19 protein-coding genes are annotated in these 20,877 nt (G+C 63.1%); 8 read left to right on the top strand and 11 right to left on the bottom strand.

All coding sequences use genetic code 11. The annotated features are described in order from the left end of the window. Nucleotides 1-107: 107 nt before the first annotated feature. Nucleotides 108-1,169: a glycosyltransferase family 4 protein gene (locus P1M51_RS10405; protein ID WP_276248138.1), complete on the bottom strand. Its 1,062-nt coding sequence runs from the start codon at nt 1,167-1,169 to the stop codon at nt 108-110. A 109-nt stretch (nt 1,170-1,278) separates the two neighbouring features. Here P1M51_RS10405 and P1M51_RS10410 point away from each other — a divergent pair, with 109 nt between their 5' ends. Both P1M51_RS10410 and P1M51_RS10415 read left to right on the top strand, forming a co-directional pair. After that, entirely contained in the window at nt 1,279-3,072 is a 1,794-nt protein-coding gene (locus P1M51_RS10410) for a S9 family peptidase (protein ID WP_276248139.1), read from the top strand. 205 nt (nt 3,073-3,277) lie between these two features. Then, on the top strand, nt 3,278-3,793 hold the full coding sequence (locus tag P1M51_RS10415; RefSeq protein WP_276248140.1) for an NUDIX hydrolase: 516 nt from the start codon (nt 3,278-3,280) through the stop codon (nt 3,791-3,793). Here P1M51_RS10415 and P1M51_RS10420 read toward each other — a convergent pair. The 5 genes from P1M51_RS10420 to P1M51_RS10440 all read right to left on the bottom strand — a co-directional run bounded on the left by P1M51_RS10420 (nt 3,790) and on the right by P1M51_RS10440 (nt 12,785). Continuing rightward, nucleotides 3,790-4,848, bottom strand: a complete 1,059-nt coding sequence (locus P1M51_RS10420) for an NAD(P)-dependent glycerol-1-phosphate dehydrogenase (RefSeq protein WP_276248141.1) — start codon at nt 4,846-4,848, stop codon at nt 3,790-3,792. The two genes, P1M51_RS10415 and P1M51_RS10420, sit on opposite strands and share 4 nt — an antisense overlap. Before the next feature lie 149 nt (nt 4,849-4,997). Continuing rightward, nucleotides 4,998-5,981: an NAD-dependent epimerase/dehydratase family protein gene (locus tag P1M51_RS10425; protein ID WP_276248142.1), complete on the bottom strand. Its 984-nt coding sequence runs from the start codon at nt 5,979-5,981 to the stop codon at nt 4,998-5,000. Nucleotides 5,982-6,089: 108 nt separating this feature from the next. After that, the gene (gltB, locus tag P1M51_RS10430) at nt 6,090-10,616 is read right to left on the bottom strand and encodes a glutamate synthase large subunit (RefSeq protein WP_276248143.1); all 4,527 of its coding nucleotides are present in this window, start codon (nt 10,614-10,616) and stop codon (nt 6,090-6,092) included. A gap of 165 nt (nt 10,617-10,781) precedes the next feature. Continuing rightward, complete coding sequence (proS, locus tag P1M51_RS10435) at nt 10,782-12,239, bottom strand: proline--tRNA ligase (protein WP_276248144.1); 1,458 nt, start codon at nt 12,237-12,239, stop codon at nt 10,782-10,784. Nucleotides 12,240-12,305: 66 nt separating this feature from the next. After that, on the bottom strand, nt 12,306-12,785 hold the full coding sequence (locus P1M51_RS10440; protein WP_276248145.1) for a hypothetical protein: 480 nt from the start codon (nt 12,783-12,785) through the stop codon (nt 12,306-12,308). A 325-nt stretch (nt 12,786-13,110) separates the two neighbouring features. Here P1M51_RS10440 and P1M51_RS10445 point away from each other — a divergent pair, with 325 nt between their 5' ends. Continuing rightward, a complete protein-coding gene (locus P1M51_RS10445; protein ID WP_276248146.1) occupies nt 13,111-15,024 on the top strand; it encodes a beta-CASP ribonuclease aCPSF1 in 1,914 nt (637 codons plus the stop codon). Here P1M51_RS10445 and P1M51_RS10450 read toward each other — a convergent pair. After that, a complete protein-coding gene (locus P1M51_RS10450; RefSeq protein ID WP_276248147.1) occupies nt 15,021-15,542 on the bottom strand; it encodes a MaoC family dehydratase in 522 nt (173 codons plus the stop codon). The genes P1M51_RS10445 and P1M51_RS10450 overlap by 4 nt on opposite strands. Before the next feature lie 6 nt (nt 15,543-15,548). Here P1M51_RS10450 and P1M51_RS10455 point away from each other — a divergent pair, with 6 nt between their 5' ends. From P1M51_RS10455 to P1M51_RS10470, 4 genes are all read left to right on the top strand, one after another. Further along, nucleotides 15,549-16,280, top strand: a complete 732-nt coding sequence (locus P1M51_RS10455) for a DsbA family protein (protein WP_276248148.1) — start codon at nt 15,549-15,551, stop codon at nt 16,278-16,280. Beyond that, a complete protein-coding gene (locus P1M51_RS10460) occupies nt 16,267-16,689 on the top strand; it encodes a disulfide bond formation protein B (protein WP_276248149.1) in 423 nt (140 codons plus the stop codon). Before P1M51_RS10455 ends, P1M51_RS10460 begins: the two co-directional genes overlap by 14 nt. A 39-nt stretch (nt 16,690-16,728) precedes the next feature. Next, on the top strand, nt 16,729-17,145 hold the full coding sequence (locus P1M51_RS10465; RefSeq protein ID WP_276248150.1) for an EamA family transporter: 417 nt from the start codon (nt 16,729-16,731) through the stop codon (nt 17,143-17,145). A gap of 182 nt (nt 17,146-17,327) precedes the next feature. Next, nucleotides 17,328-17,636 carry a GYD domain-containing protein gene (locus P1M51_RS10470; protein WP_276248151.1) on the top strand — a complete coding sequence of 103 codons (309 nt, stop codon included), beginning with the start codon at nt 17,328-17,330 and terminating at the stop codon, nt 17,634-17,636. Between the two features lie 37 nt (nt 17,637-17,673). Here the strand turns inward: P1M51_RS10470 and nth are convergent, their stop codons facing one another. The 4 genes from nth to P1M51_RS10490 all read right to left on the bottom strand — a co-directional run bounded on the left by nth (nt 17,674) and on the right by P1M51_RS10490 (nt 19,397). Continuing rightward, nucleotides 17,674-18,474, bottom strand: coding sequence for an endonuclease III (nth, locus tag P1M51_RS10475; RefSeq protein ID WP_276248152.1), 801 nt, complete (start codon nt 18,472-18,474; stop codon nt 17,674-17,676). A 30-nt stretch (nt 18,475-18,504) separates the two neighbouring features. Next, entirely contained in the window at nt 18,505-18,696 is a 192-nt protein-coding gene (locus P1M51_RS10480) for a hypothetical protein (RefSeq protein ID WP_276248153.1), read from the bottom strand. Between the two features lie 77 nt (nt 18,697-18,773). After that, nucleotides 18,774-19,187 (bottom strand): DUF371 domain-containing protein, encoded by a 414-nt coding sequence (locus P1M51_RS10485; protein WP_276248154.1) that lies wholly within the window; start codon nt 19,185-19,187, stop codon nt 18,774-18,776. Nucleotides 19,188-19,244: 57 nt separating this feature from the next. After that, nucleotides 19,245-19,397, bottom strand: a complete 153-nt coding sequence (locus P1M51_RS10490; RefSeq protein ID WP_276248155.1) for a hypothetical protein — start codon at nt 19,395-19,397, stop codon at nt 19,245-19,247. A gap of 567 nt (nt 19,398-19,964) precedes the next feature. Here P1M51_RS10490 and P1M51_RS10495 point away from each other — a divergent pair. Then, on the top strand, nt 19,965-20,855 hold the full coding sequence (locus P1M51_RS10495; RefSeq protein ID WP_276248156.1) for a coiled-coil protein: 891 nt from the start codon (nt 19,965-19,967) through the stop codon (nt 20,853-20,855). Nucleotides 20,856-20,877: the final 22 nt, after the last annotated feature.

Genomic DNA, 20,877 nt, shown 5'->3' on the forward strand with positions numbered 1-20,877 from the left:
GTACGCGCGTAGGTCGCGCCGAGGGGCGATAGAAACGGGGGCGGGTAAAAATGGAACTTGCATTCCGGGGAACGCACCACCGCCGCCCCTCGCGTGCCATACGCTTTTCAGAACAGTCCGTACGTCCCGCGGACGTCGCGGTAGCAATCGAGATACCGCTCTAGCATCGTCTCCTGACTGTATGTGAAAAATCGGTCGTCGGTCGTGCGGTGGTCCAGTCGGCCGGCTTTCTCGATGGCGCTCGCGATTTCGGGCGGCGAGGTCGCCCGAAAGCCGCGTTCGAGTCCCTCGACGAGTTCGTGGGCCGCCGAGTTCGCGTGGTACTCGACGACGCCGACGCAGCCGCAGGCGAGCCCCCAGAGCAATTCCGTGGCGAAGGGCGTTCGCTTCGCGGTGTGGGCGAACACGTGGGCTCCCTTGTAGTAGGCGACGCGTTCTGCGGGCGGGAGTTCGCCCGTGAACGTCACGCGGTCTGCGATTCGTAAGTCCGCGGCCTGTTCCTTCGCGCTCGCACGCGCCGGACCGTCGCCGATGACGACGGCGTGCCAGTCACGGTCGCGCAGTTCCGCGAGCGCGAGTAGCAGACTCTCGACGTTCGCGTTCCCGTCCATCTGCCGGCAGGTGACGATGTCCACGTCCGAGTGTGGCTCGGTCTCAGCCGTGAGTTCCACGTCGATTCCCTCCGGAATGATTTCGACGGCCTCCTCTGCCGCGCCGGCTTCGCGAACCCAGGTGCTCACCATCCGCGAGGGCGTGACCACGGTGGTGGGTGCACGGGTCGTGTATCGTTCGCCCCACGACGTGGGCGGGTCCTCGTCGCCGTACCACTCGACGACGAGCGGCCGGCGGCCGAAGAGAGAGAAGAACCGGGCGGCAGCGACCTGCGACGGCGGGTCGGGGGTGGCGTGGACGACGTCCGGCGAGAACGAACGCAAGGCGAAGGGAAGGCGACTCGCAAACGAAAGCGGGCCAGGAGTGTCAGTGAGGGCGTGGTAGGTGACGTCCGCGCGGTCGAAGACGGAGACGGTCTCTCCCTCCCACCACTGGGCACAAAAGACGGCAACCTCGTGGTCGGCCGCGGCGAGTCCCTCTGCGACTCGGCGAACTCGCCAATTCCCCGGAGTGTCTCGCCTGTCTGCCCCAGAAAGCGAGACGAACGCGACGCGCATACACCTCGGGACGAAATCAATTGATAAAAAACCACCCGGAAGGACCCCGACGTCCTCGTGACAGTCACGCGACCCGAACGGCTTTCTCCCAGCCGTCGTATGTTGACCTATGACGTACGAAGTCGAGCGGTATCTCAATATTCGCAGTGCCGGGTCGGCCTCCTTTGGCCCCCACGGCGAACTCGCCTTCCTGATGGACACGACCGGCGTTTCGCAGGTCTGGTCGCTCCACGAACCCGGCCACTGGCCCGAACAGCGCACGTTCTACGACGAGCGAATCACCTTCGCCTCGTGGTCACCCGAGAATCCCGAACTCGTCTTCGGGATGGACGAGGGCGGCAACGAGCGCGAGCAACTGTTTCGCCTCGACAGCGACGGGACGATTACCAACCTCACCGCGACCCCGGACGCGAAACACTGGTGGGGCGGCTGGAGCCACGACGGCGAGCGATTCGCCTTCTCGTCGAATCGCCGCGAAGGGAGCGTCTTCGACATCTACGTACAGGACAGAGACGACATGGGCGACGAGGCACGACTCGTCTACGAGGGCGACGGCTGGCTCACGGTCGGCGGCTGGAGCCCCGACGACTCACGACTCCTCGTGTCGAAAGCCCACTCCAGTTTCGACCAGGACGTGTACGTCCTCGACATCGAATCGGGCGACTTAGAACACGTCACGCCCCACGAGGGGGACATCCGCTATGGGAGCATCCAGTGGGGTCCGGACGGCGAGAGTCTCTATCTCGTGACTGACGAGGACGCGGATCTGCTCTGGCTTGGCCGCCTCGACCTCGCGACCCACGACATCGAACCGGTGGTCGTCGACGACGAGTGGAACGTCTCGGGAGCCGCCATCGACGAGGAGACGGGCCGCATCGTCTACGCCCGGAACGTCGAGGGCTACACCGACCTCACCGTCGGCGACCTTGTCGCCGCGACGGAAATCGAATCGTACCCGGACCCCGACCTCCCGCGCGGCGTCCAGGGCGGCATCAGCTACAACGACGACGCGACCCAGTTCGCGATTACCGTCACCGGGAGCGCAGAGAACGCGAACGTCTACGTCGTGGACGTAGAGACCGGGGAGTCGACGCGGTGGACGAACGCCGCCACCGCCGGGATTCCGAAGGACACCTTCCGCGAACCGGAAGTGGTCCGCTACGAATCGTTCGATGGTCTCGACATTCCCGCCTTTTTCACCCTCCCAGCTGACGCCCGCGACGGGGAGACGCCGGTTCTCGTGGACATCCACGGCGGGCCGGAGAGCCAGCGACGGCCCTCCTTCAGCCCCGTCAAGCAGTACTTCCTGAATCGCGGCTACGCGATGTTCGAACCGAACGTCCGCGGGTCGACCGGCTACGGGAAGTCCTACACCCGCCTCGACGACGTCGAAAAGCGCATGGACTCGGTGGCAGACATCAAAGCCGCAGTCGAGTGGCTCCACGACCATCCGAAAGTAGACCCCTCGCGCATCGCGGTGATGGGCGGGTCATACGGCGGGTTCATGACGCTCGCCGCGCTCACCGAGTACCCGGACCTCTGGGCGGCCGGCATCGACATCGTCGGCATCGCGAACTTCGTCACGTTCCTCAAGAACACGGGCGACTGGCGACGCGCCCTCCGCGAAGCCGAGTACGGGTCACTCGAAACAGACCGCGAGTTCCTAGAGCGCATCAGCCCCATCAACAACATCGACGCCATCGAAGCGCCGCTGCTCGTCCTCCACGGGAAAAACGACCCGCGCGTCCCCGTCGGCGAGGCAGAGCAAATCGCCGCGGAAGCGGAAACCCACGTCCCGGTGGAGAAACTCATCTTCGACGACGAGGGCCACGGCTTCTCGAAGCTCGAAAACCGCGTCACCGCCTACACCACGGTGGTATCATTCCTCGAAAAGTACGTCTGACTGGTCACCACCCCTGTAAAACGGACGAGGACAGTCATCACCCCACATAAGTCCCGTTTCAGAGAGATTCGAACGACGAGGGGAGGAAAGTACCAGACTCGGACACGTTCGAATCCGTACCCGCATTATTGTTGCCGTACAGGTCAGCTTCGAGTACATTTGGGATTGTAGAAGACTTATTACGTCTGGTTGTTTTGAACCGGCTATGGCTGTCTCAGATCGCTCCCGCGAGGACGTCGCGGAGCTTCTTTCTGCACTCTCCGGCCGGTATGGGTCGGTCGCGGTAGATCAGACGACGACCGCCCTACCGCCTGCGGCCTACGAAGAGGCGCGAAAGCGGTTCGCAGACGGAAAAGTCGCCTGTGCAGGCGTCTGGATCGAAGACGACGAGGGCCGGGTGCTGCTCGTAAACGACGACGACCGAACCAACCGCTGGGCGGAACCGGGTGGAGCCATCGAGGCCGACGAATCCCTCGAAGCGGGCGCGGCGCGGTGGGTCGAACAGACAACAGGCTATCGATGCCGCATCGACGACGTCAAACGCGTCTCCATCGTCGGCATCGGTGACGAACGCAACGTCGACCGACCGCCCGTGTATCAACTTCAAGTCCTCTTTTCTGGTGCGCTCTCCGGTGACAAACTCGAACTCGGTGAGCGAGTCGCAGGAGTAGAATGGTGGCAGGACCCGCCTGCGACCATCGCCGACGCGCTTCCCGCTTAGATGACGCCTGTCACGGTCGCAACTTCTATCGCCGCGTCCTCACTGACGCCGTCACCGAGAATCGTATAGCGGTCGCGGATTTCGTGGGCCGTCGTCAACGCTTCGATTACTGTTTCTGCGTCGATACCGAGTCCCTTCGCTGTCGTGGGCGCACCCAACTTGTCGAGGGCGTCGCGGATGTTCTGCCACTGACCCTGTTCACCCGAGTGGAGATACTCGATGAGAATCGACCCGACGCCCACCTGGTGGCCGTGGAGTGCCGCACCCGGCGCGAGGCGGTCTAGCTGGTGGGAAAAAAGGTGTTCCGCGCCGCTGGCCGGCCGAGAGGACCCGGCGATGGACATCGCCACGCCGGAGGAGACGAGCGCCTTCACCACCACCCACGAGGACTCCTCTAAGCCGGGTTTGATGGCGTCGATGCGCTCGACGAGCAATTCGGCGGTCATCTGGGAGAGCGCCCCCGCGTACTCTGAATATTCGACGTTCTTCAGCCGGTGGGCGAGTTGCCAGTCTTTGACCGCGGTGTAGTTACTGATGATGTCCGCACATCCGGCGGTGGTGAGTTCCCACGGCGCGTCGGCGAGCAGTTCCGTGTCAGCGACGACGGCCAGCGGTGGGTCCGCGGCCACGCTGTGACGGGTGTCACCCTCGGGAACCGACCCGCGCCCGCTCACGATGCCGTCGTGGCTGGCGGCGGTCGGGACGGAGATGAATCCGCGGTCGATGCGGTCTGCGGCCATCTTCGCGATGTCGATGGCTTTGCCGCCGCCGACGCCGACGAGGAATCCGGCGTCCACCGCTTCGGCCTGGTCGATAACACGCTTGACCTCCGCGAAGGTCGCCTGCTCTACGACCACGACCTCCGGGGAAAAGCCTGCATCCTCGAACTGCTCGATGATTCGGTCGGCCGCAATCTTCCGCGGCGTCGGACTCGTCACGAGAACCGGCGTGCCGCGAAGATGGAGTTCGGAGACCGCCTCGACCGTCTGGTCGAGCACCCCGTGGCCCACCAGGACGTTTCGCGGCAGGCGAATCCACGACGACTTGGTAAACATACCAACACATGAACCGCCCGCCGTGATACCGTTTACTCTCCGTGCACTGTCGTTTGGACGGATTTGTCAATACTGGTTTACCGCTCACTCGGCTTACTACGGACGCTGGCCGTGACCAGCGACGTTCCCCCACACCCTCAGTTTTCCATTCAGATGGTGTCGAGTACCGAGAGCACCCGCTCTTCAGCGTCGCGGCCGGGGTCCCACTCGCTGCCGTTGCGGTCGCTGTCGCGGTGGTCGTCGACCGACCGCTGCATCGCCTCGCGAAGCGGCGTCGATTCCCAGCCAAGGCGAGCGAGTTTGTCCGTCGCGAGCACGTGCGGGTAGTCTCGCCAGAGCACGAAGTCCTCGGGAGCGAGGTCGGCGATAGACAGCTCGCGCTCGCCCGCGTGGACGACCTCTACGTCGGTATCGAGACAGTCGGCGATGCGGTGGACCATCTCCTCTAAGGTCACGAGGCGCTGGTCGCCGACGTTGTAGGCTTCACCGGGGTCGCCCTCCTCCGCGATGATGCGCATGGCGCTCGCCACGTCCTCGACGTAGGCACGATGCCAGAGGTTCGTCCCGTCGCCGGGGACGACGACACGGTCGTAGTTGCGCACCCGGTCTATCCAGTAGTCGAGGCGCTCCGTGTAGTCGTCCGGGCCGTAGACGATGCACGGGCGGATGCTCATGGCGTTCACGCCGCGCTCTGCGGCCGCGAAGATGGCGCGGTCGCCTTCGGCTTTGCGCGGGCCGTAGGACTCGTCAGTGTCGGCTGTGGCCTGCTCGTTCGTACACTCACACAGCCGCGTGACGCCCTCGCGCTTTGGAATCTCCTCGTCGCCGTAGGCGCTGCCACTGGAGATGTAGACGTAGGCATCTACGTCCTCGAAGATGCGCGTCGCGGTGCGTACCTCGCGGGGTTTGTAGGCGACGCAGTCGAAGACGACGTCCGGGTCTGCCTCGCGGGCCGCAGCCACGAGTTCGGCGTCGTTCGTTCGGTCACCCTGGATGTGCGTGACCGCCTCACCGAAGGGATTCTCGTGGTTCCCCCGGTTGAAGATAGTCACGTCGTAGTCGTTGTCGAGGAGGTCGCGTACTGCCCATTTGCCGATGAACCGGGTGCCGCCGATGACGAGCGCAGTGTCCATGGCAGGTGCTGGGTGGCGGGTGCGCAAAGTACTGGCGAAGGCGGTCGGTTTCGAGCGGTGCCACAGGGGCACTGGTCCCGCATTCGGATAAAAAGGTACGCCCTCTGTTCAGTCGTCAGAGAGCGCGAAACCGTTTCCCGCCGGGGCCTCTGTAAACTCCGTGGCCGACTGTGGGAGTTCCGTGCGCACGTCCTCCGTGTCGCGCTCGCCGATGACCTCGGCGTAGGCGTCCGGCATCACCTTCACGAAGCTCGTGAGCGCGGCGTCCCAGTTTTCGAGCAGGCGCTTCGCCCGCTCGCTGCCAGTGTAGGCCGCGTGATTCTCGACCAGACGCTTTAGCATGCGGCGGTCGCGCTCTGCGAGGTCGCGTTCCAGACTGACCATGCCTGTGTTCGCTTTTCCGGCGAGCGTATCGTTCTCGTCGAAGACGTAGGCCACGCCACCGGACATCCCGGCGGCGAAGTTCTTGCCCGTCTCGCCGAGGACGACGGCGACCCCACCAGTCATGTATTCACAGCCATGGTCACCGACGCCTTCGACGACGGCTTTCACGCCGGAGTTACGCACGCAGAACCGCTCGCCGGCGATGCCGTTGATGTAGGCTTCACCCTCGGTCGCGCCGTAGAAGGCAACGTTACCGATGAGGACGTTTTCGTCCGCGGCGTAGGACGCCGTTGGGGGTGTCTGGACGGCGATTTTGCCGCCCGAGAGCCCCTTGCCGACGTAGTCGTTGGCGATGCCCGTCAGGTGCATCGTGACGCCCGAAGCGAGGAACGCGCCAAAGGACTGGCCCGCTGTCCCCTCGAAGTCGATGGCGATGGTGTCGTCCGCGAGGCCGTCGCCGCCGAATTTCGTCGAAATGCGGTTCGAGAGCATCGCGCCGACCGCACGGTCGACGTTCGTAATGCCACTCTCGATGGCGACCGGTTCGCGGCGCTGTAAGGCGGGCATCGCCTGCTCGATGAGCGCGTGGTCAAGTTGCGAATCGAGGTCGTGGTTCTGTTCTTCGGTCTTCGTCCGCGCCTCGCCCGCGAGGGGCGCGAGCACCGCAGAGAGGTCAACTTTCTTCGCTTTCTCCTGGCTCACGTCGGTGCGTTGTTCGAGCGCCTCTACGCGGCCGACCATCTCCTCGACCGTGCGGAAGCCGAGGTCGGCCATGATTTCGCGCAGTTCCTCCGCGATGAACGTCATGTAGTTGATGACGTGCTGTGGTTCGCCGGGGAACCGCCGGCGCAGGTTCTCGTCCTGCGTGGCGACGCCGACCGGACAGGTGTTCTTGTGACACTGACGGGCCATCACACAGCCGGAAGTGACGAGACTCGCCGTTCCGAAGACGTACTCCTCTGCGCCGAGCAGGGCGGCGACGGCCACGTCGCGGCCCGTCTTCAGCCCGCCGTCTGCGGTCACGCGGATACGCGAGCGCAGGCCGGTCTGACAGAGCATCTGGTTCGCCTCCGCGAGGCCGAGTTCCCACGGCAGGCCCGCGTTCTTGATGGACGTGCGCGGACTCGCACCCGTCCCACCGGAGTGGCCGCTGATGTGGACCACGTCGGCGTTGGCCTTCGCGACACCCGCTGCAATCGTGCCGATGCCAGCCTCGGAGACGAGTTTGACGTTGATGTCTGCGTTCTCGTTTGCGACTTTGAGGTCGTGGATGAGCTGTTTCAGGTCCTCGATGCTGTAGATGTCGTGGAGCGGCGGCGGCGAGATGAGGCCGACCCCCGGCGTCGCGTACCGGACGTGGGCGATCATGTCGTTTACCTTCTGGCCGGGGAGGTGGCCGCCCTCGCCGGGCTTCGACCCCTGGGCCATCTTGATTTGCAGTTCGTCGGCCGAGGAGAGGTAGTGGCTCGTGACGCCGAAGCGCCCCGAGGCGACTTGCTTTACGTTACACTCCTTTTCGGTGCCGAAGCGTTCTGGGGGTTCGCCACCCTCGCCGGTGTTCGACTTCGCGCCGAGGCGGTTCATCGCGATGGAGTTGTTCTCGTGGGCTTCGGGTGAGAGCGACCCGAGACTCATCGCGGCCGTCGAGAAGCGTTTCACGATGGACTCGATTGATTCGACTTCCTCGATGGGTATCGAGTCGCGGCTGTCGTCGAATTCGAGCAGGCCCCGCAGCGTCTGGAGTTGCTCGTTCTGGTCGTTCATCTGCGCCGCGAACTCCTTGTACCGCGAGTAATCGCCGCTGCGCACCGATTGCTGGAGCGTGCCGACCGACTGTGGGTTCCAGCCGTGGAAGATGCCACTGGAGCGGTGTTCGTACTCTCCGACCCGCTTCAGGTTGGCGTCCTCAGCGAAGGCCGTCGCGTGGCGTTCGAGCAGGTCGCCTTCGATTTCCTCGATGCCGATGCCCTCCGTGCGGTTCTCGGTCCCCTCGAAGTACTCGGCGACGAAGTCGGAGTCGAGGCCGACCGCTTCGAAAATCTGCGCACCCTGGTAGCTCTCGACTGTCGAGATGCCCATCTTCGCCATGATTTTGAGCAGGCCGTCTTCGAGCGCGCCGACGTAGGCGTCAACGGCGGCGACGGGGTCTGCGCCGTCCGGGCCGGCGACGAGGTCCGCGATGGTCTCGAAGGCGAGGTACGGGTTGATGGCGTCCGCACCGTAGCCGACGAGCGTCGCCATGTGGTGGACCTCGCGCGGGTCGCCCGATTCGATGACGAGGCCACAGTGGTTGCGAAGACCGTTGCGCACGAGGTGGTGGTGGACCGCACCCGTGAGCAGGAGGCTCGGAATCGGGGCGCGGTCCGGGCCAGCGTCGCGGTCGGAGAGGACGACGATGTCGTGTGCTGCGGCCGCTTTCGTCGCCCCTTCGCGGATGGCTTCGACGCCGGCTTCGAGTCCCTCGTCGGGGTCGTACGTCGCGTCGAGCGTGGTTACAGAGAGGGTGTTCAGTCCGCGAATCGAGTCGAGTTCCTCGGTGCGGAAGATGGGCGAGTCACAGACGAGCTGGTTCGCGTGTTCGGGCGATTCGGCGAGCAGGTTGCGCTGGTGACCGAGTCGCGTTTCGAGCGACGTGACCAGTTCCTCCCGGATGTAGTCGAGCGGCGGGTTCGTCACCTGGGCGAACAGTTGCTTGAAGTAGCTAAACAGCGGCCGGTTGTAATCAGAGAGCACCGACAGCGGCGTGTCGTCGCCCATCGACCCGACCGGGTCCTTGCCCTTGCGAGCCATCGGTTCGAGCAGGTTGTCGAGTTCGTCGTAGGTGTAGCCAAATAGCGCCTGCCGGTTGCGAAGGTTCTCGGGAACCGTCGCGTCCGCGTCGGCGACGTTGAGGTCCGTGAGTCTGACCTGCTGGTCTGCGACCCACTGGCCGTATTTCGGGTCCACGAGGTCCGCGAACACGTCGTCGTCCGGGACGACGCGCCCCTGTTCGGGGTCGGCGAGGAACAGTTGCCCGGGCTGGAGGCGACCGCGTTCCTCGATGTTCGCCGGGTCGGTTTCGAGAGCGCCGACTTCGGAGGCCATGATGAGCCGACCATCGCTCGTGATGTCGTAGCGACACGGGCGCAGGCCGTTGCGGTCAAGCACCGCGCCCACGCGGTCGCCGTCGGTCGCGGCGACGAGCGCCGGACCGTCCCACGGTTCCATGAGCGAGGCGTGAAAGTCGTACCAGTCGCGGCGGTCGTCTGCGATATCGACGTTTCTCCACGCCTCGGGGATGAGCATGCGAAGCGCGTGTGGCAGCGATTTCCCCTCCGCGAGCAGCAAGTCGAGGACGTTGTCGACGGAGGCGGTGTCGCTCTGATTTTCGTCCGCGATGATCGGCCGAATGTCGTCTAAGTCGTCGCCGAGCACGTCGCTCGCCAGGTCAGTCTCCCGGGCGCGCATCCAGTTGATGTTCCCCCGGATGGTGTTGATTTCGCCGTTGTGAATCATCCGGCGGTACGGGTGGGCGAGGTGCCACGCACCGAGCGTGTTCGTGGAGAACCGCGCGTGGACGAGCACGAAGTTAGAAGCGACCCGGTCGTCGGTGAGGTCCGGGAAGTAGCCCGCGAGCTGGTCTGCCTTGAGCAGACCCTTGTAGACGAGCGTCTTCCGGTCGAGCGAGCAGAGGTAGAAACGGTCGCTGTTTTCGATATCGGCGGCTTCGACGGCCTTCTCGACGGTTCGGTGGGCAACGTAAAGTCGGCGGTCGAAGGCGGTCACGTCTACGTCGGCGGCGGGTTTGACGAACACCTGCGCGATGTGCGGTTCGGCGTCGAGTGCAGTCTGGCCGAGCGCCGCGTTGTCGGTTGGAACGTCGCGCCAGGCGAGCACGTCGAGGTGCTGGTCTGCGAGTGCGTCTTCGACGACGGCTGTCACAGCGTCGCGTGCGTCGTCGTTCTGGGGGAGAAAGAGGGAGCCGACGGCGTAGGTTCGTGGCGCGCCGAGGTCGGCGTCAATCTCGGCGGCGAAGAAGTCGTGGGGAATCTGGAGCATGATGCCAGCGCCGTCGCCAGTGTCTTCCTCCGCGCCAGTGGTGCCGCGATGTTCGAGGTTTACGAGCAGTTCGACGCCATCGGCCACGACGGAGTGGGAGACGCCGCCGTCTAAGTCCATGACGACGCCGACGCCACAGTTTGCCCGGGCGTCCATCGGGTCCGCGAGACCCCGGACAGGGGACTCACGGCTGTCAGGTGAAAGGTTAGCCATGTGCCAAACGTCCGCATTCACCAATAAGAGGTTACCCCTGAAGGACTAAGGGACTGTTTAACTCACTTAATTGCATATATATGCCACTATATTTTCAGGATTCGTCATACGCGAGCGTCGTCTCAGGGGCGGAAAATCAAAATCTTCGACAGAAAATCTGCGTATTTAGTAGGATTTGGCAAAGTATGCCGTCTCGTGGGCATCTTCGCCACAGATAGCGCAGGTGTCGCCGATAGGTTCCTCGTCGCGGTCTAGCGGGACCATGACGATTTCCGCGGCAATGGTGTCCTTGATTTCCGTCTCGCAGGACTCCTCACCGCACCACGGCGTCTTCACGTAGCCGCCGTGTTGGCCAATCGTCCCGAGGATTTCGTTTCGGTTGTCCGCCTCGCGGACGTTCTCGTAGAGGCGTTCTTCTGCGGCCGCGTAGAGTTTGTCGTAGATGGTGTCGAGGTGCGACTGGACGGTCGCCGCGAGGTTCTCGTCGTTGTCCTCGGTGACGTTCTCGCCGTCGGGGCGGTGGACGAGCGTGACCTCCTCGTCTTCGACCTCGTAGCCGCCGACTTCGATGCGCAGTGGGACGCCCTTGAGTTCCCATTCGTTGTACTTGAAGCCGGGATTGCGCTCGTCGCGGTCGTCAAGTTCGACGCGGATGCCACCGGCGTCCAGCTCGTCTCTAATGTCTTCTGCGTAATCGAGCACCTCCTCGCGGTTGTCCTCGTTCCAGATGGGGACGATGACGACCTGTTCCTGGGCGATTGTCGGCGGTACGATGAGGCCCTGGTCGTCGGAGTGCGTCATGATGAGCGCACCGACCGCGCGCCAGGAGAGGCCCCACGACGTGGTGTGGGCGACCTGCTCGACTTCGTCTACGTCGGTGTAGGTGAGGTCGAACGCTTCGGCGAAACTCTGCCCGAGATAGTGGCTCGTCGCGCCCTGAACCGACTTGCCGTCGGGCATGAGCGCCTCCGTCGTCGTGGTCGTGTGCGCGCCGGGGAACTTGTCGTGTTCCGGTTTCCGTCCTTTGAGGACGGGGATGGCGAGAACGTCGGTGTAGAGCTTTTCGTACTGGTCGAGGCGGGTCATCGTCTCGTCCCAGGCCTCGGCCTGGCTCTCGTGGGCGGTGTGACCCTCCTGCCAGAGGAATTCTTTGGTCCGGAAGAACGGCTTCGTGTCCGTCGCCTCCCAGCGCACGACCGAACACCACTGGTTCAGTCGAAGGGGCAGGTCACGGTGACTGCGCACCCATTTCGCCATGTACGGGGCGATGATGGACTCGCTCGTCGGGCGAACGGCGAGGCGCTCTTCGAGTTCGTTGTGCCCGCCGTGGGTGACCCACGCGACTTCCGGGTCGAACCCCTCGACGATGTCCTTCTCGCGTTCGAGGTAGCTTTCCGGGATGAAGAGCGGGAAGTAGGCGTTCTGTGCGCCGGTTTCTTTGAACCACCCGTCCAGGTTTTCCTGAATCCCCTCCCAGAGGGCGTAGCCGCGGGGCTTCGTGACGATGAAGCCGCCCATCGGCGCGTAGTCAGCCAGATTCGCCTTCTGGACGACCTCGGCGTACCACTCGCCGGGGTTGTGTTCTTTGCTCTCTGTGACACCGAGTTCCTGCTCTCCGCTCATTGATAGAGCAGTGACGGAGGCCGGTATTAAACCCGGTGTTGTTCGGTTCTCGGCGACGAGGAGGCGTCAGTCGGTCACGGAGAATGGACTCTCTCCTTCGGTCCACGACCACCCCGGCAGGCGGGTCTGGAACCCTGCGGCGAGGGCGGCGTCGAGGTCGTCCGCGCCCGCGACGCCCGACGTGTGCGTGTGTACGTCCGCGAAGTGAAACGTGGCCTGTCCGAGCAGGTGGAACGGCTGGTTCCCCGCAATCATCGCGGCGAGTTCGCGCCCGAGCAGTTCGTCCACGACGAAGCCGGGGTAGTCGCCCTCGCAATCTAGGTCCCGGAGGATGGCGACGATGCCCGCGACGTTCACGGCAAGTGTGCCGTCTGCGAACACCTCGTCTACGGCGTCTCGATAGGCGGCCTCGATTATCGGTTCGACCGTCACGTCGAACTGCGCGCCAAGTTTCTCGCGAACGTCGTTTACGAGCGGAACGACGACTGAGGCACGGTTTTTGACCCAATCGCGCTCTTCACGGACGGCGTCGGGGGTGAGTCGCATGGCTGAACATGGCGGCCGATTGGCTACAATTTTGCGAAGGCTTTTATAACCAAGAAGTGTTACCGAGAATTACGTGCGGGTTTTCCGGACTCTTCCCGCAATCCGGCTTCACAGGTCCGGATCGCACTGCTCGATTCAGTAACGAAATCGATTCACACAGTACCTGTTATGCTACACAGTTTACGTACTGAAAATGCCACTTTCGGTCACGTCGGCGACGAGGTGACACGGTGAGCGACCGGATTCCGGGCCGACGGCTCCGGGCACGGACCAGAGCAGGGCAGAGCGGAAGACCCACCACCCAAATTGCAGCCAATTTTGACCTATGAGTACTGTAGAACGGCAACTTGAGGATTTGAAAGAAACGATTACGAGCGAACTGCCGAGCAACATCACCGTCTCCGACGTCAAGTACGAGGGGCCGGAGCTCGTCATTTACACACGCGACCCAAAGGAGTTCGCCCAGAACGGCGACCTGATTCGGACGCTCGCCAGCAAGCTCCGCAAACGCATCACGGTTCGACCGGACCCCGACGTGCTCACCGCGCCAGAGACGGCGCGCGAGCAGATTCTCTCAGTCATCCCCGAGGAAGCGGGCGTCACTGACCTCGATTTCCACATCGACACTGGCGAGGTCGTCATCGAAGCAGCGAAACCTGGGATGGTCATCGGCCGCCACGGTTCGACGCTTCGTGAAATCACGCAGAAGGTGGGCTGGACGCCGGAAGTCGTCCGCACCCCACCAATCGAGTCCTCCACGGTCTCGAACGTGCGTAATTTCCTGAAGCAGGAACGCGAAGAACGCCGCGACATCTTAGAGCGCATTGGACGCCAGATTCACCGCCGCGAGATGTCCAAAGAGGACTGGGTTCGCATCACGACCCTCGGGTGCTGTCGCGAAGTTGGTCGCGCAAGCTTCCTCCTTTCGACGCCCGAAACCCGCATCCTCATCGACTGTGGTGACAAACCGGGTGCAGAAGACGAGGTGCCCTACCTCCACGTCCCCGAGGTCACGCCGCTCAACTCCATCGACGCGGTCGTGCTGACTCATGCTCACTTGGACCACTCCGCCCTGCTGCCGCTGCTGTTCAAGTACGGCTACGACGGGCCAGTCTACACGACTGAACCGACCCGCGACCTGATGGGCCTGCTCCAGCTCGACTACCTCGACGTGGCCGCGAAGGAAGGCCGAACGCCGCCGTACGAGTCCGAGATGGTGCGCGAGACCATCAAGCACACAATCCCGCTCGAATTCGGCGACGTGACGGACATCGCGCCAGACATCAAACTCACGCTCCACAACTCCGGGCACATCCTCGGAAGCGCCATCGCCCATTTCCACATCGGCGACGGCCTCTACAACGTGGCGTTCTCCGGCGACATCCACTATAAGGACACGCGCCTGTTCAACGGCGCGGTCAACGAGTTCCCGCGCGTCGAGACGCTCGTCCTCGAATCGACCTACGGCGGGCGCAACGACTACCAGACTGACCAGGCGGACTCGGAGGCGCGCCTCATCGAAATCATCAACGAGACCCACGAGAAGGGCGGGAAGGTGCTGATTCCGGCGTTCGCCGTCGGTCGCTCCCAGGAAATCATGCTCGTGCTGGAAGAGGCCATGCGCGAGGGCAAGATTCCGAGGATGCCCGTCCACCTAGACGGGATGATCTGGGAGGCGACGGCGATTCACACGACCTACCCAGAGTACCTCCGCGACGACCTGCGCGACCGCATCTTCCACGAGAACGAGAACCCGTTCCTCGCCCCCGAGTTCAACCACATCGACGGCGGCGAGGAGGAGCGCCAGGACGTCACCGACGGCGGTCCGGCTATCATCCTCTCGACCTCCGGGATGGTCACTGGCGGCCCCATCATGTCCTGGCTCGAACACCTCGGTGGCGACGAGCGCACGACGCTCGTCTTCGTCGGCTACCAGGCACAGGGGACGCTCGGGCGACGCATCCAGAACGGCTGGGACGAGATTCCAATCAACGACGGTGCCGGTCGCTCGAACACGCTCAAGCTCAACATGAACGTGGAGACGGTCGACGGCTTCTCCGGCCACGCAGACCGAAAGGGTCTGATGGACTTCGTGCGCACCATGAACCCACGGCCCGAGAAGGTGCTCTGTGTCCACGGGGACGAGTCCTCGACGCAGGACCTCTCGTCTGCGCTCTACCACGAGTTCAACATGCGCACCTTCGCGCCGAAGAACCTCGAGACGTTCCGCTTCCTCTAACCACCGCGCCGTTCTACCATCACGTGGTCGCGGTAGGTGACCACCGTCTCCTCGTGCTGATTTTTCACGACGATATCGTAGTCTACGTCACCGCGACGGTCGTCACGCGGGCGCTTTTCGACCAGTTCGACCGACACGGAGAGTGCATCGCCCGGACGGACGGGCCGACGCCACCGCAACTCGTCTACCCCCCACCCGCCAGCGAAGGCCAGGTTCGAGAACACGTCGGCGACGATGGGGCGGAACGTCGCCGCGCAGGTGTGCCACCCGCTCGCGACGAGCCCAGCGAAGGGGCCCTCACGCGCCGCGTCCGGGTCAGTGTGAAACGGCTGGGGGTCGTACTGTTCTGCGAAGGCGACGATGTCCGCCTCGGTGAATTGGACTGGACCCACGTCGTGAGTCTCCCCGACGGAAAGGTCCTCGAAGTAGCGCAGCGGCATGCCAGACGATTGGGTCGTGATACCAAAGCTCTCGGGGAAGCCGAAGCCGTTACGTTCTCCGGTACGTAGTGGCGACACGAACCAATGTCCCTCACGCGACGACAACTCCTCGTGGCCAGTGGCGCTGTCGGAACCGCGGCCCTCGCCGGCTGTCTCGGCGGCGGTGGCGGCGGCTACGAACTCGAACCGCGAAGCGACGCAGCCCTCGACTCGCCTGCGGCAAACGCCCCGCTCCCCGAATCGCCGGGCGACCACACCTACGCGACGATGGGGTCGTCCGACGCGCCGAAAATCACCTACTTCGGGAACTGGAAGTGTCCAGCCTGCAAGCTGTTTTCGACCGACGACTCGCGGGCGCTCGGGCTCTCGACAATCGTGACCGACTACGTCGAACCCGGCGATCTGGCACTCGAATTTCGCGCCCTCTCCTACGGGAGCAACGGGAGTCCGTTCCTCGGCGAAGACGCCCCGCGCGCCGCCCAGGCCGGACTCGCGGTGTGGAACGTAGACCCCGAACACTACTGGCCGTTCCACGAGTACGTGTTCGCGAACCAGCCGCCGGAAGACAAGCAGTGGGCGACCACCGAGAACCTCAAAATTCTCGCAGAGGAGGCGGGCGTCAACTCCATCGACGAGTTCGAATCACAACTCGACTCCGGCCAGTACGAGGACGCCGTGAAGGCAACCACAGACGCGGCCAATCAGGCTAGCGTGAGCGGAACGCCGACGCTCGTCATCGACGGGACGGGCTACTCGCCGTTCGAAAAGGAACGAACCCGTTCGGCCATCGAATCGCTCGTCAATGGCGGCAACTGAACTGAGGGCGAAACACCTGCTCGCCGCGGCGACAGCCGTCGCCACCGTCGCCACGGTCGGCAGTCTCTACTTGAGCCTCGGCCTCGGCCTCGTTCCCTGTGAATTGTGCTGGTACCAGCGCATCCTGATGTACCCGCTCGTCGTGATTCTCGGTGTGGCAACGCTCGAATCTCGCGTCGAGGTGTTCAAGATGGTGCTCCCGCTCTCGGTGCTTGGCCTTGGAATCGCCGCGTACCACTCCTACATCCAACTCGTCCCGACAGCAGCGGTGACGAGTTGTAGCTTCGACGCCGGCGGGTCGAGTTGCAGCGCGGTGCTGTTCAAAGTCGCCGGCCTCACCGTCCCGAACCTCTCGCTCATCGCCTTCGTTCTCATCACGGGCCTCGTCGTGGCCGCACTCCGGCGCTGAGTCGAAGCGCCTACGGTTGCCTCGGGCTTTTTCTCGCCCATGAGCAACAATCTCGCCGTCGTCTTCGCGCTCGTCGCGATGGTCTCGTGGGGCGTGTGGGCCGTCTTCGCCGACATGGCGACACGCTCGCTCGAACCCGAGGTGGCCATGATTATCTCCTACATCGTCGGCATCGTCATCGCCCTCGGCTACGTTCTCGCGCTCGGAAAAGACCTGAGCGTCGGCGGGCCGGGCCTCACCTTCGCCATCGCTGCGGGCGTCTTTTCGGGCATCGCCGCCGTCGCCTTCTACGCCGGGTTGAGTGCGGGGCGAACTGGCATCGTGACCACCGTGAGTGCGCTGTACTTCGTCGTCGCCGCCATCATCGCGGTTCTCGTCCTTGGCGACTCGATGGACCTCTCTGACATCGTCGGCGTCGGCTTTGCCATCCTTGCCGTCGTGATGCTGGCGCGGTAGCCCACCGCCCGACGGTTTCAGCCCAGCCACTCGACCAGCAACTCGGTTCGACGATACGACGACCTGACTGTCCGAGAATTCGGTAATTCACGTCTAAAACGCTCGTCCTGAAAATAATTATCCCCACTCCCGTCGATTTCTCAACTGACGTAACCTGTACGTACGTCACAGAGGGGAAAATCATGCCAAAGTTTGCGGTGCTGGCAAAGCGGACTGAGAAAGGGCGGACGATTACGCCCGACGAGAACAAAGAACGGCGGCGTATCGGGACCGAGATGATACACGACGTGGGTGGTGAAATCGATACGCTCTACTACGGAACTGGCCCGTACCACTTCGTCCTGATCGTCGACTTGCCGGACGCGGCCGCCCTCGCGAAACTCCAGATTGCCTACGAGTCGCTCGGCCTCATGGAGATAGAGGGCTACGAGGTTTTCGACCCGGCACACTGGGACGAGATTCTCGAAGGTGCCCCGTCGAAGTCGATGTAGGAGACCGGGCAGTCACGACACGCTTTTTTCGCGATGGCTATTCGATGGCCGCAGACGGGTCGACGACCTCACCACGTTCCGGATAGACACCGACCTGGTCACAGCGGTCCGCCATCGGACAGGCGTCCGGGTCGTCCAGACACGCCGGTTTTCGTGCTGAACAGTACTCCCGGCCGAACTGGATGCTCGCGGTGTGCCCGAAGCCACACTTTTCCGGGGGAACGTCGCGTTCGAGGACGGCTCTGACTTCCTCGTGGTCTGCGTCAGCAGGCGCGATGCCCAGCCGCCGGTAGATGCGATGGACGTGCGTATCGACGGGGAACACTCCGGTCCGTCCGCCTGCGAACAGGAGGACGCAATCGGCCGTCTTCGGGCCGACACCGCGAATGTCGAGCAGGTCGTCGCGGACGGTTGCTGGCGCTTCTCCCTTCACCAAGTCGTCGAATTCTGCTGCACTTCCGTACTCGTCTACGATTCGTTCTGCGGCCTCGATGATGACCGTCGCCTTCTGGTTGTAGAGACCTGCAGACTGGATTGTCTCCGCCAGTTCGTCGTGTGCTGCGTCGGCGAGCGAAACGGCGAGGTCCTCACCCCCGTACCGGTCTACGAGCGCGTCGTGGGCGGGTTGACTCGCCACGTCGCTCGTATTCTGGCTGAGAATGGTGCGGACGAGGCAGGTGAAGGCATCTTGCCCGCCGTACTGTTTCTGCCAGTACAGGTCGCCGAGTCGGTCGACGACGGCCTCGGCGCGGGTGGCTGGTTCGCCACTGGCGAAGCGGGCCGCGGTTCCGCCACCGTCCGCGCCGCCGCTGATGTTCGCTGCGGGTTCCTCAGGCATACGAGTGGGTTGTGCGGCCGGGGTAAAAGGTCAGTTGGCGGGCCGCGGCGTCCACTCACAAGCCGCACCAGTCGTGAGTCCCTTCTCCTCGATGTGAGCTGTGAGACAGGCGTAGTTACAGAACTGACCGGTTTCGACCCGCGTGCCACCGTCGAATTCCTCGACGAACACCGGGTCGTGGACGTACACGTCCGCCCCGCAGTAGGTACACTGCTCACTCATATATTTCGATAGTTGTTCGAACGAGGAGACGTTTTCGCCGGTTAGGATGAACAGCGTTCACTCGCGCGTGCGCGGCCCTACTCGACCGAGAGGGTGAGCGTACAGTCTGTGCCGGCTGCGAGCGCGGCCACGATATCGCGGTCCAGGTCCGCCGCGGCCTTGTCCGCGCCGACCATCACTGTGCGGTCGTCCACGTACTCGCTCGTTCGGAAGACGAGGCTACGGTCGTTCTCGAAGGTCATATCCGAGTGGCCCCGGCCCGTGACCGTTTCGGTCAGGTCGCCAACGTCGAGCGTTGCCGTGAGCGTCGCCTCGGCCGACTGGCACGCCTCGACGAAGGCCTCGTCGAAGTCGGCGGGGACGCGGTCGGCTTCGATGCCGAGGATGCAGTCGCCGGCGGGCGTGAGGAAGTCGTCGCTCGTGAGTTCGAACGTCGAAGAATGGAGCCCTGACACGTTCTCGTGCCCGTGGGCGTGTACAACTTCGTCCATGACCCCGCTTTTCGGCGGGACTATTTAGGCTACCTGCTGTCGGTCGCGGCGACTCCCTTACCGAACGACCGTCACCGTGACCGCACCGCACTCGCACTCGTAGGCGCGACGTTCGCCGACCTCGGTTCGCATCGAGAGCATGAGGCGGTCGTCGTGCAGCGTGCGACCGCACTCGGGGTTCTCGCAGGTGCAGGTGAGTTTCTCCAACATACCTCAGGGATGGCACGCTACCACTGTTAAATCGACCCGTGCGCGGAGTGAAAGTGAAAGTACAGGAGAGCGTCACCGTCACTGGTGAGTTGAACGAAATTCAAAGCGTTTAGGTATCACTCGTATATGCTGGTCGTCCCTCACTACAAGATGAGGGGAGAGGGTGACCTCGATGACGCTCTACGGCTCGTTACGGGGGTAGCGAGTGGGACTACGATCCGCGGCCAGAGACGGACGCTGCGTTCGGGCTCGTTGGGGGCGGGCCCGTCGGTTCCGTTTTCTGGGTATATGAATACGCCGTACAGCGCAAGGGTTTGTTTAAATACTGAATTCGTGTCATGCCACACCGTAACGCATCCCCGTATAGCGATTGTTACGTGCTTGCATAGGTCGCAGGATGCACAACATTTATAACGTCGCAGTGGGTATTACCGAGTACCAGAACGCCACCGGCGTTTGGCAGTACAGCACGCAGAATGACAGGGACAACGTGTTATCGGCTGCTTATCATCCCCACTGAGTGGCAACTGCCACGCGCCGGTGCGGTAATGGAATCGTGAGTTAACTATGGTACAAACGCTAGACCAGTCCAAAAACATCGAACTGACAGAAGACGACCTCGACACTGATTCTAAAGGCCAACTCATCAAACTCGCTGGCCAGCTCCGAGACCGACGAAACGAGCTGAATCAGATGGCCTCCGAACGCGCAAGCAAGCGCGACGAACTCAACGCGAAGACTCGTGAGGCCGTAGACAAGGCCCAGGAGCACCGCGAACAGCGTGACTCGCTGAACGAGCAGGTTCAGGAGCACAAGAAGCTCCGCAACGAGCTCAACGCGGAAGCAAACGAGCTGTTCGAGAAGGTCGAGTCGATGAAATCGGACCTCGAACTCGACAACGGCAAAGGCCTCGAGGAGCTCAAGAAGGAAATCGAGCAACTCGAATTCAAACAGCAGACCGAGGTTCTCTCGACCGAAGACGAGCGCGAACTCATCGAGAAAATCGAGAACAAGCGCGAGGAGTATCAGGGCCGCAAAGAGAAACTCGACGACAACGACAATCTCGAAGAACTCGTCGCCGAAGCAGAGGAAGTGCGCGCCGAGGCCAGCCAGCACCACCAGAAGGTGACGGAACTGGCAGACAAGGCCCAGCAGCACCACAACGAGATGATCGAGGCCTACCGCGAGGCCGATGACATCCGTGACAAAGCAGACGAGATGCACGAGAAGTTCGTCGAGGCCCAGGAAGCGGCCGACCAGCACCACAACGACTTCGTGCGCGTCCAGAAGCGCCTCCGCGAGATGGACAAGGCAGAGGAGAAAGAACGCCGCTCCGCCCGCGAGGAGAAGCGCGAGGAAGCCAAGGCAGAAGCCGAGGAAATCTATCAGCGCTTCAAGGACGGCGAGACCCTCGACACCGAGGACCTCATGAAGCTGCAGAAGACCGGGATGCTCTAAGTTCGGGAATCGCGTTTTTCGG

The organism is Haladaptatus sp. QDMS2 (genome assembly GCF_029338295.1).
GTDB lineage: Archaea > Halobacteriota > Halobacteria > Halobacteriales > Halococcaceae > QDMS2.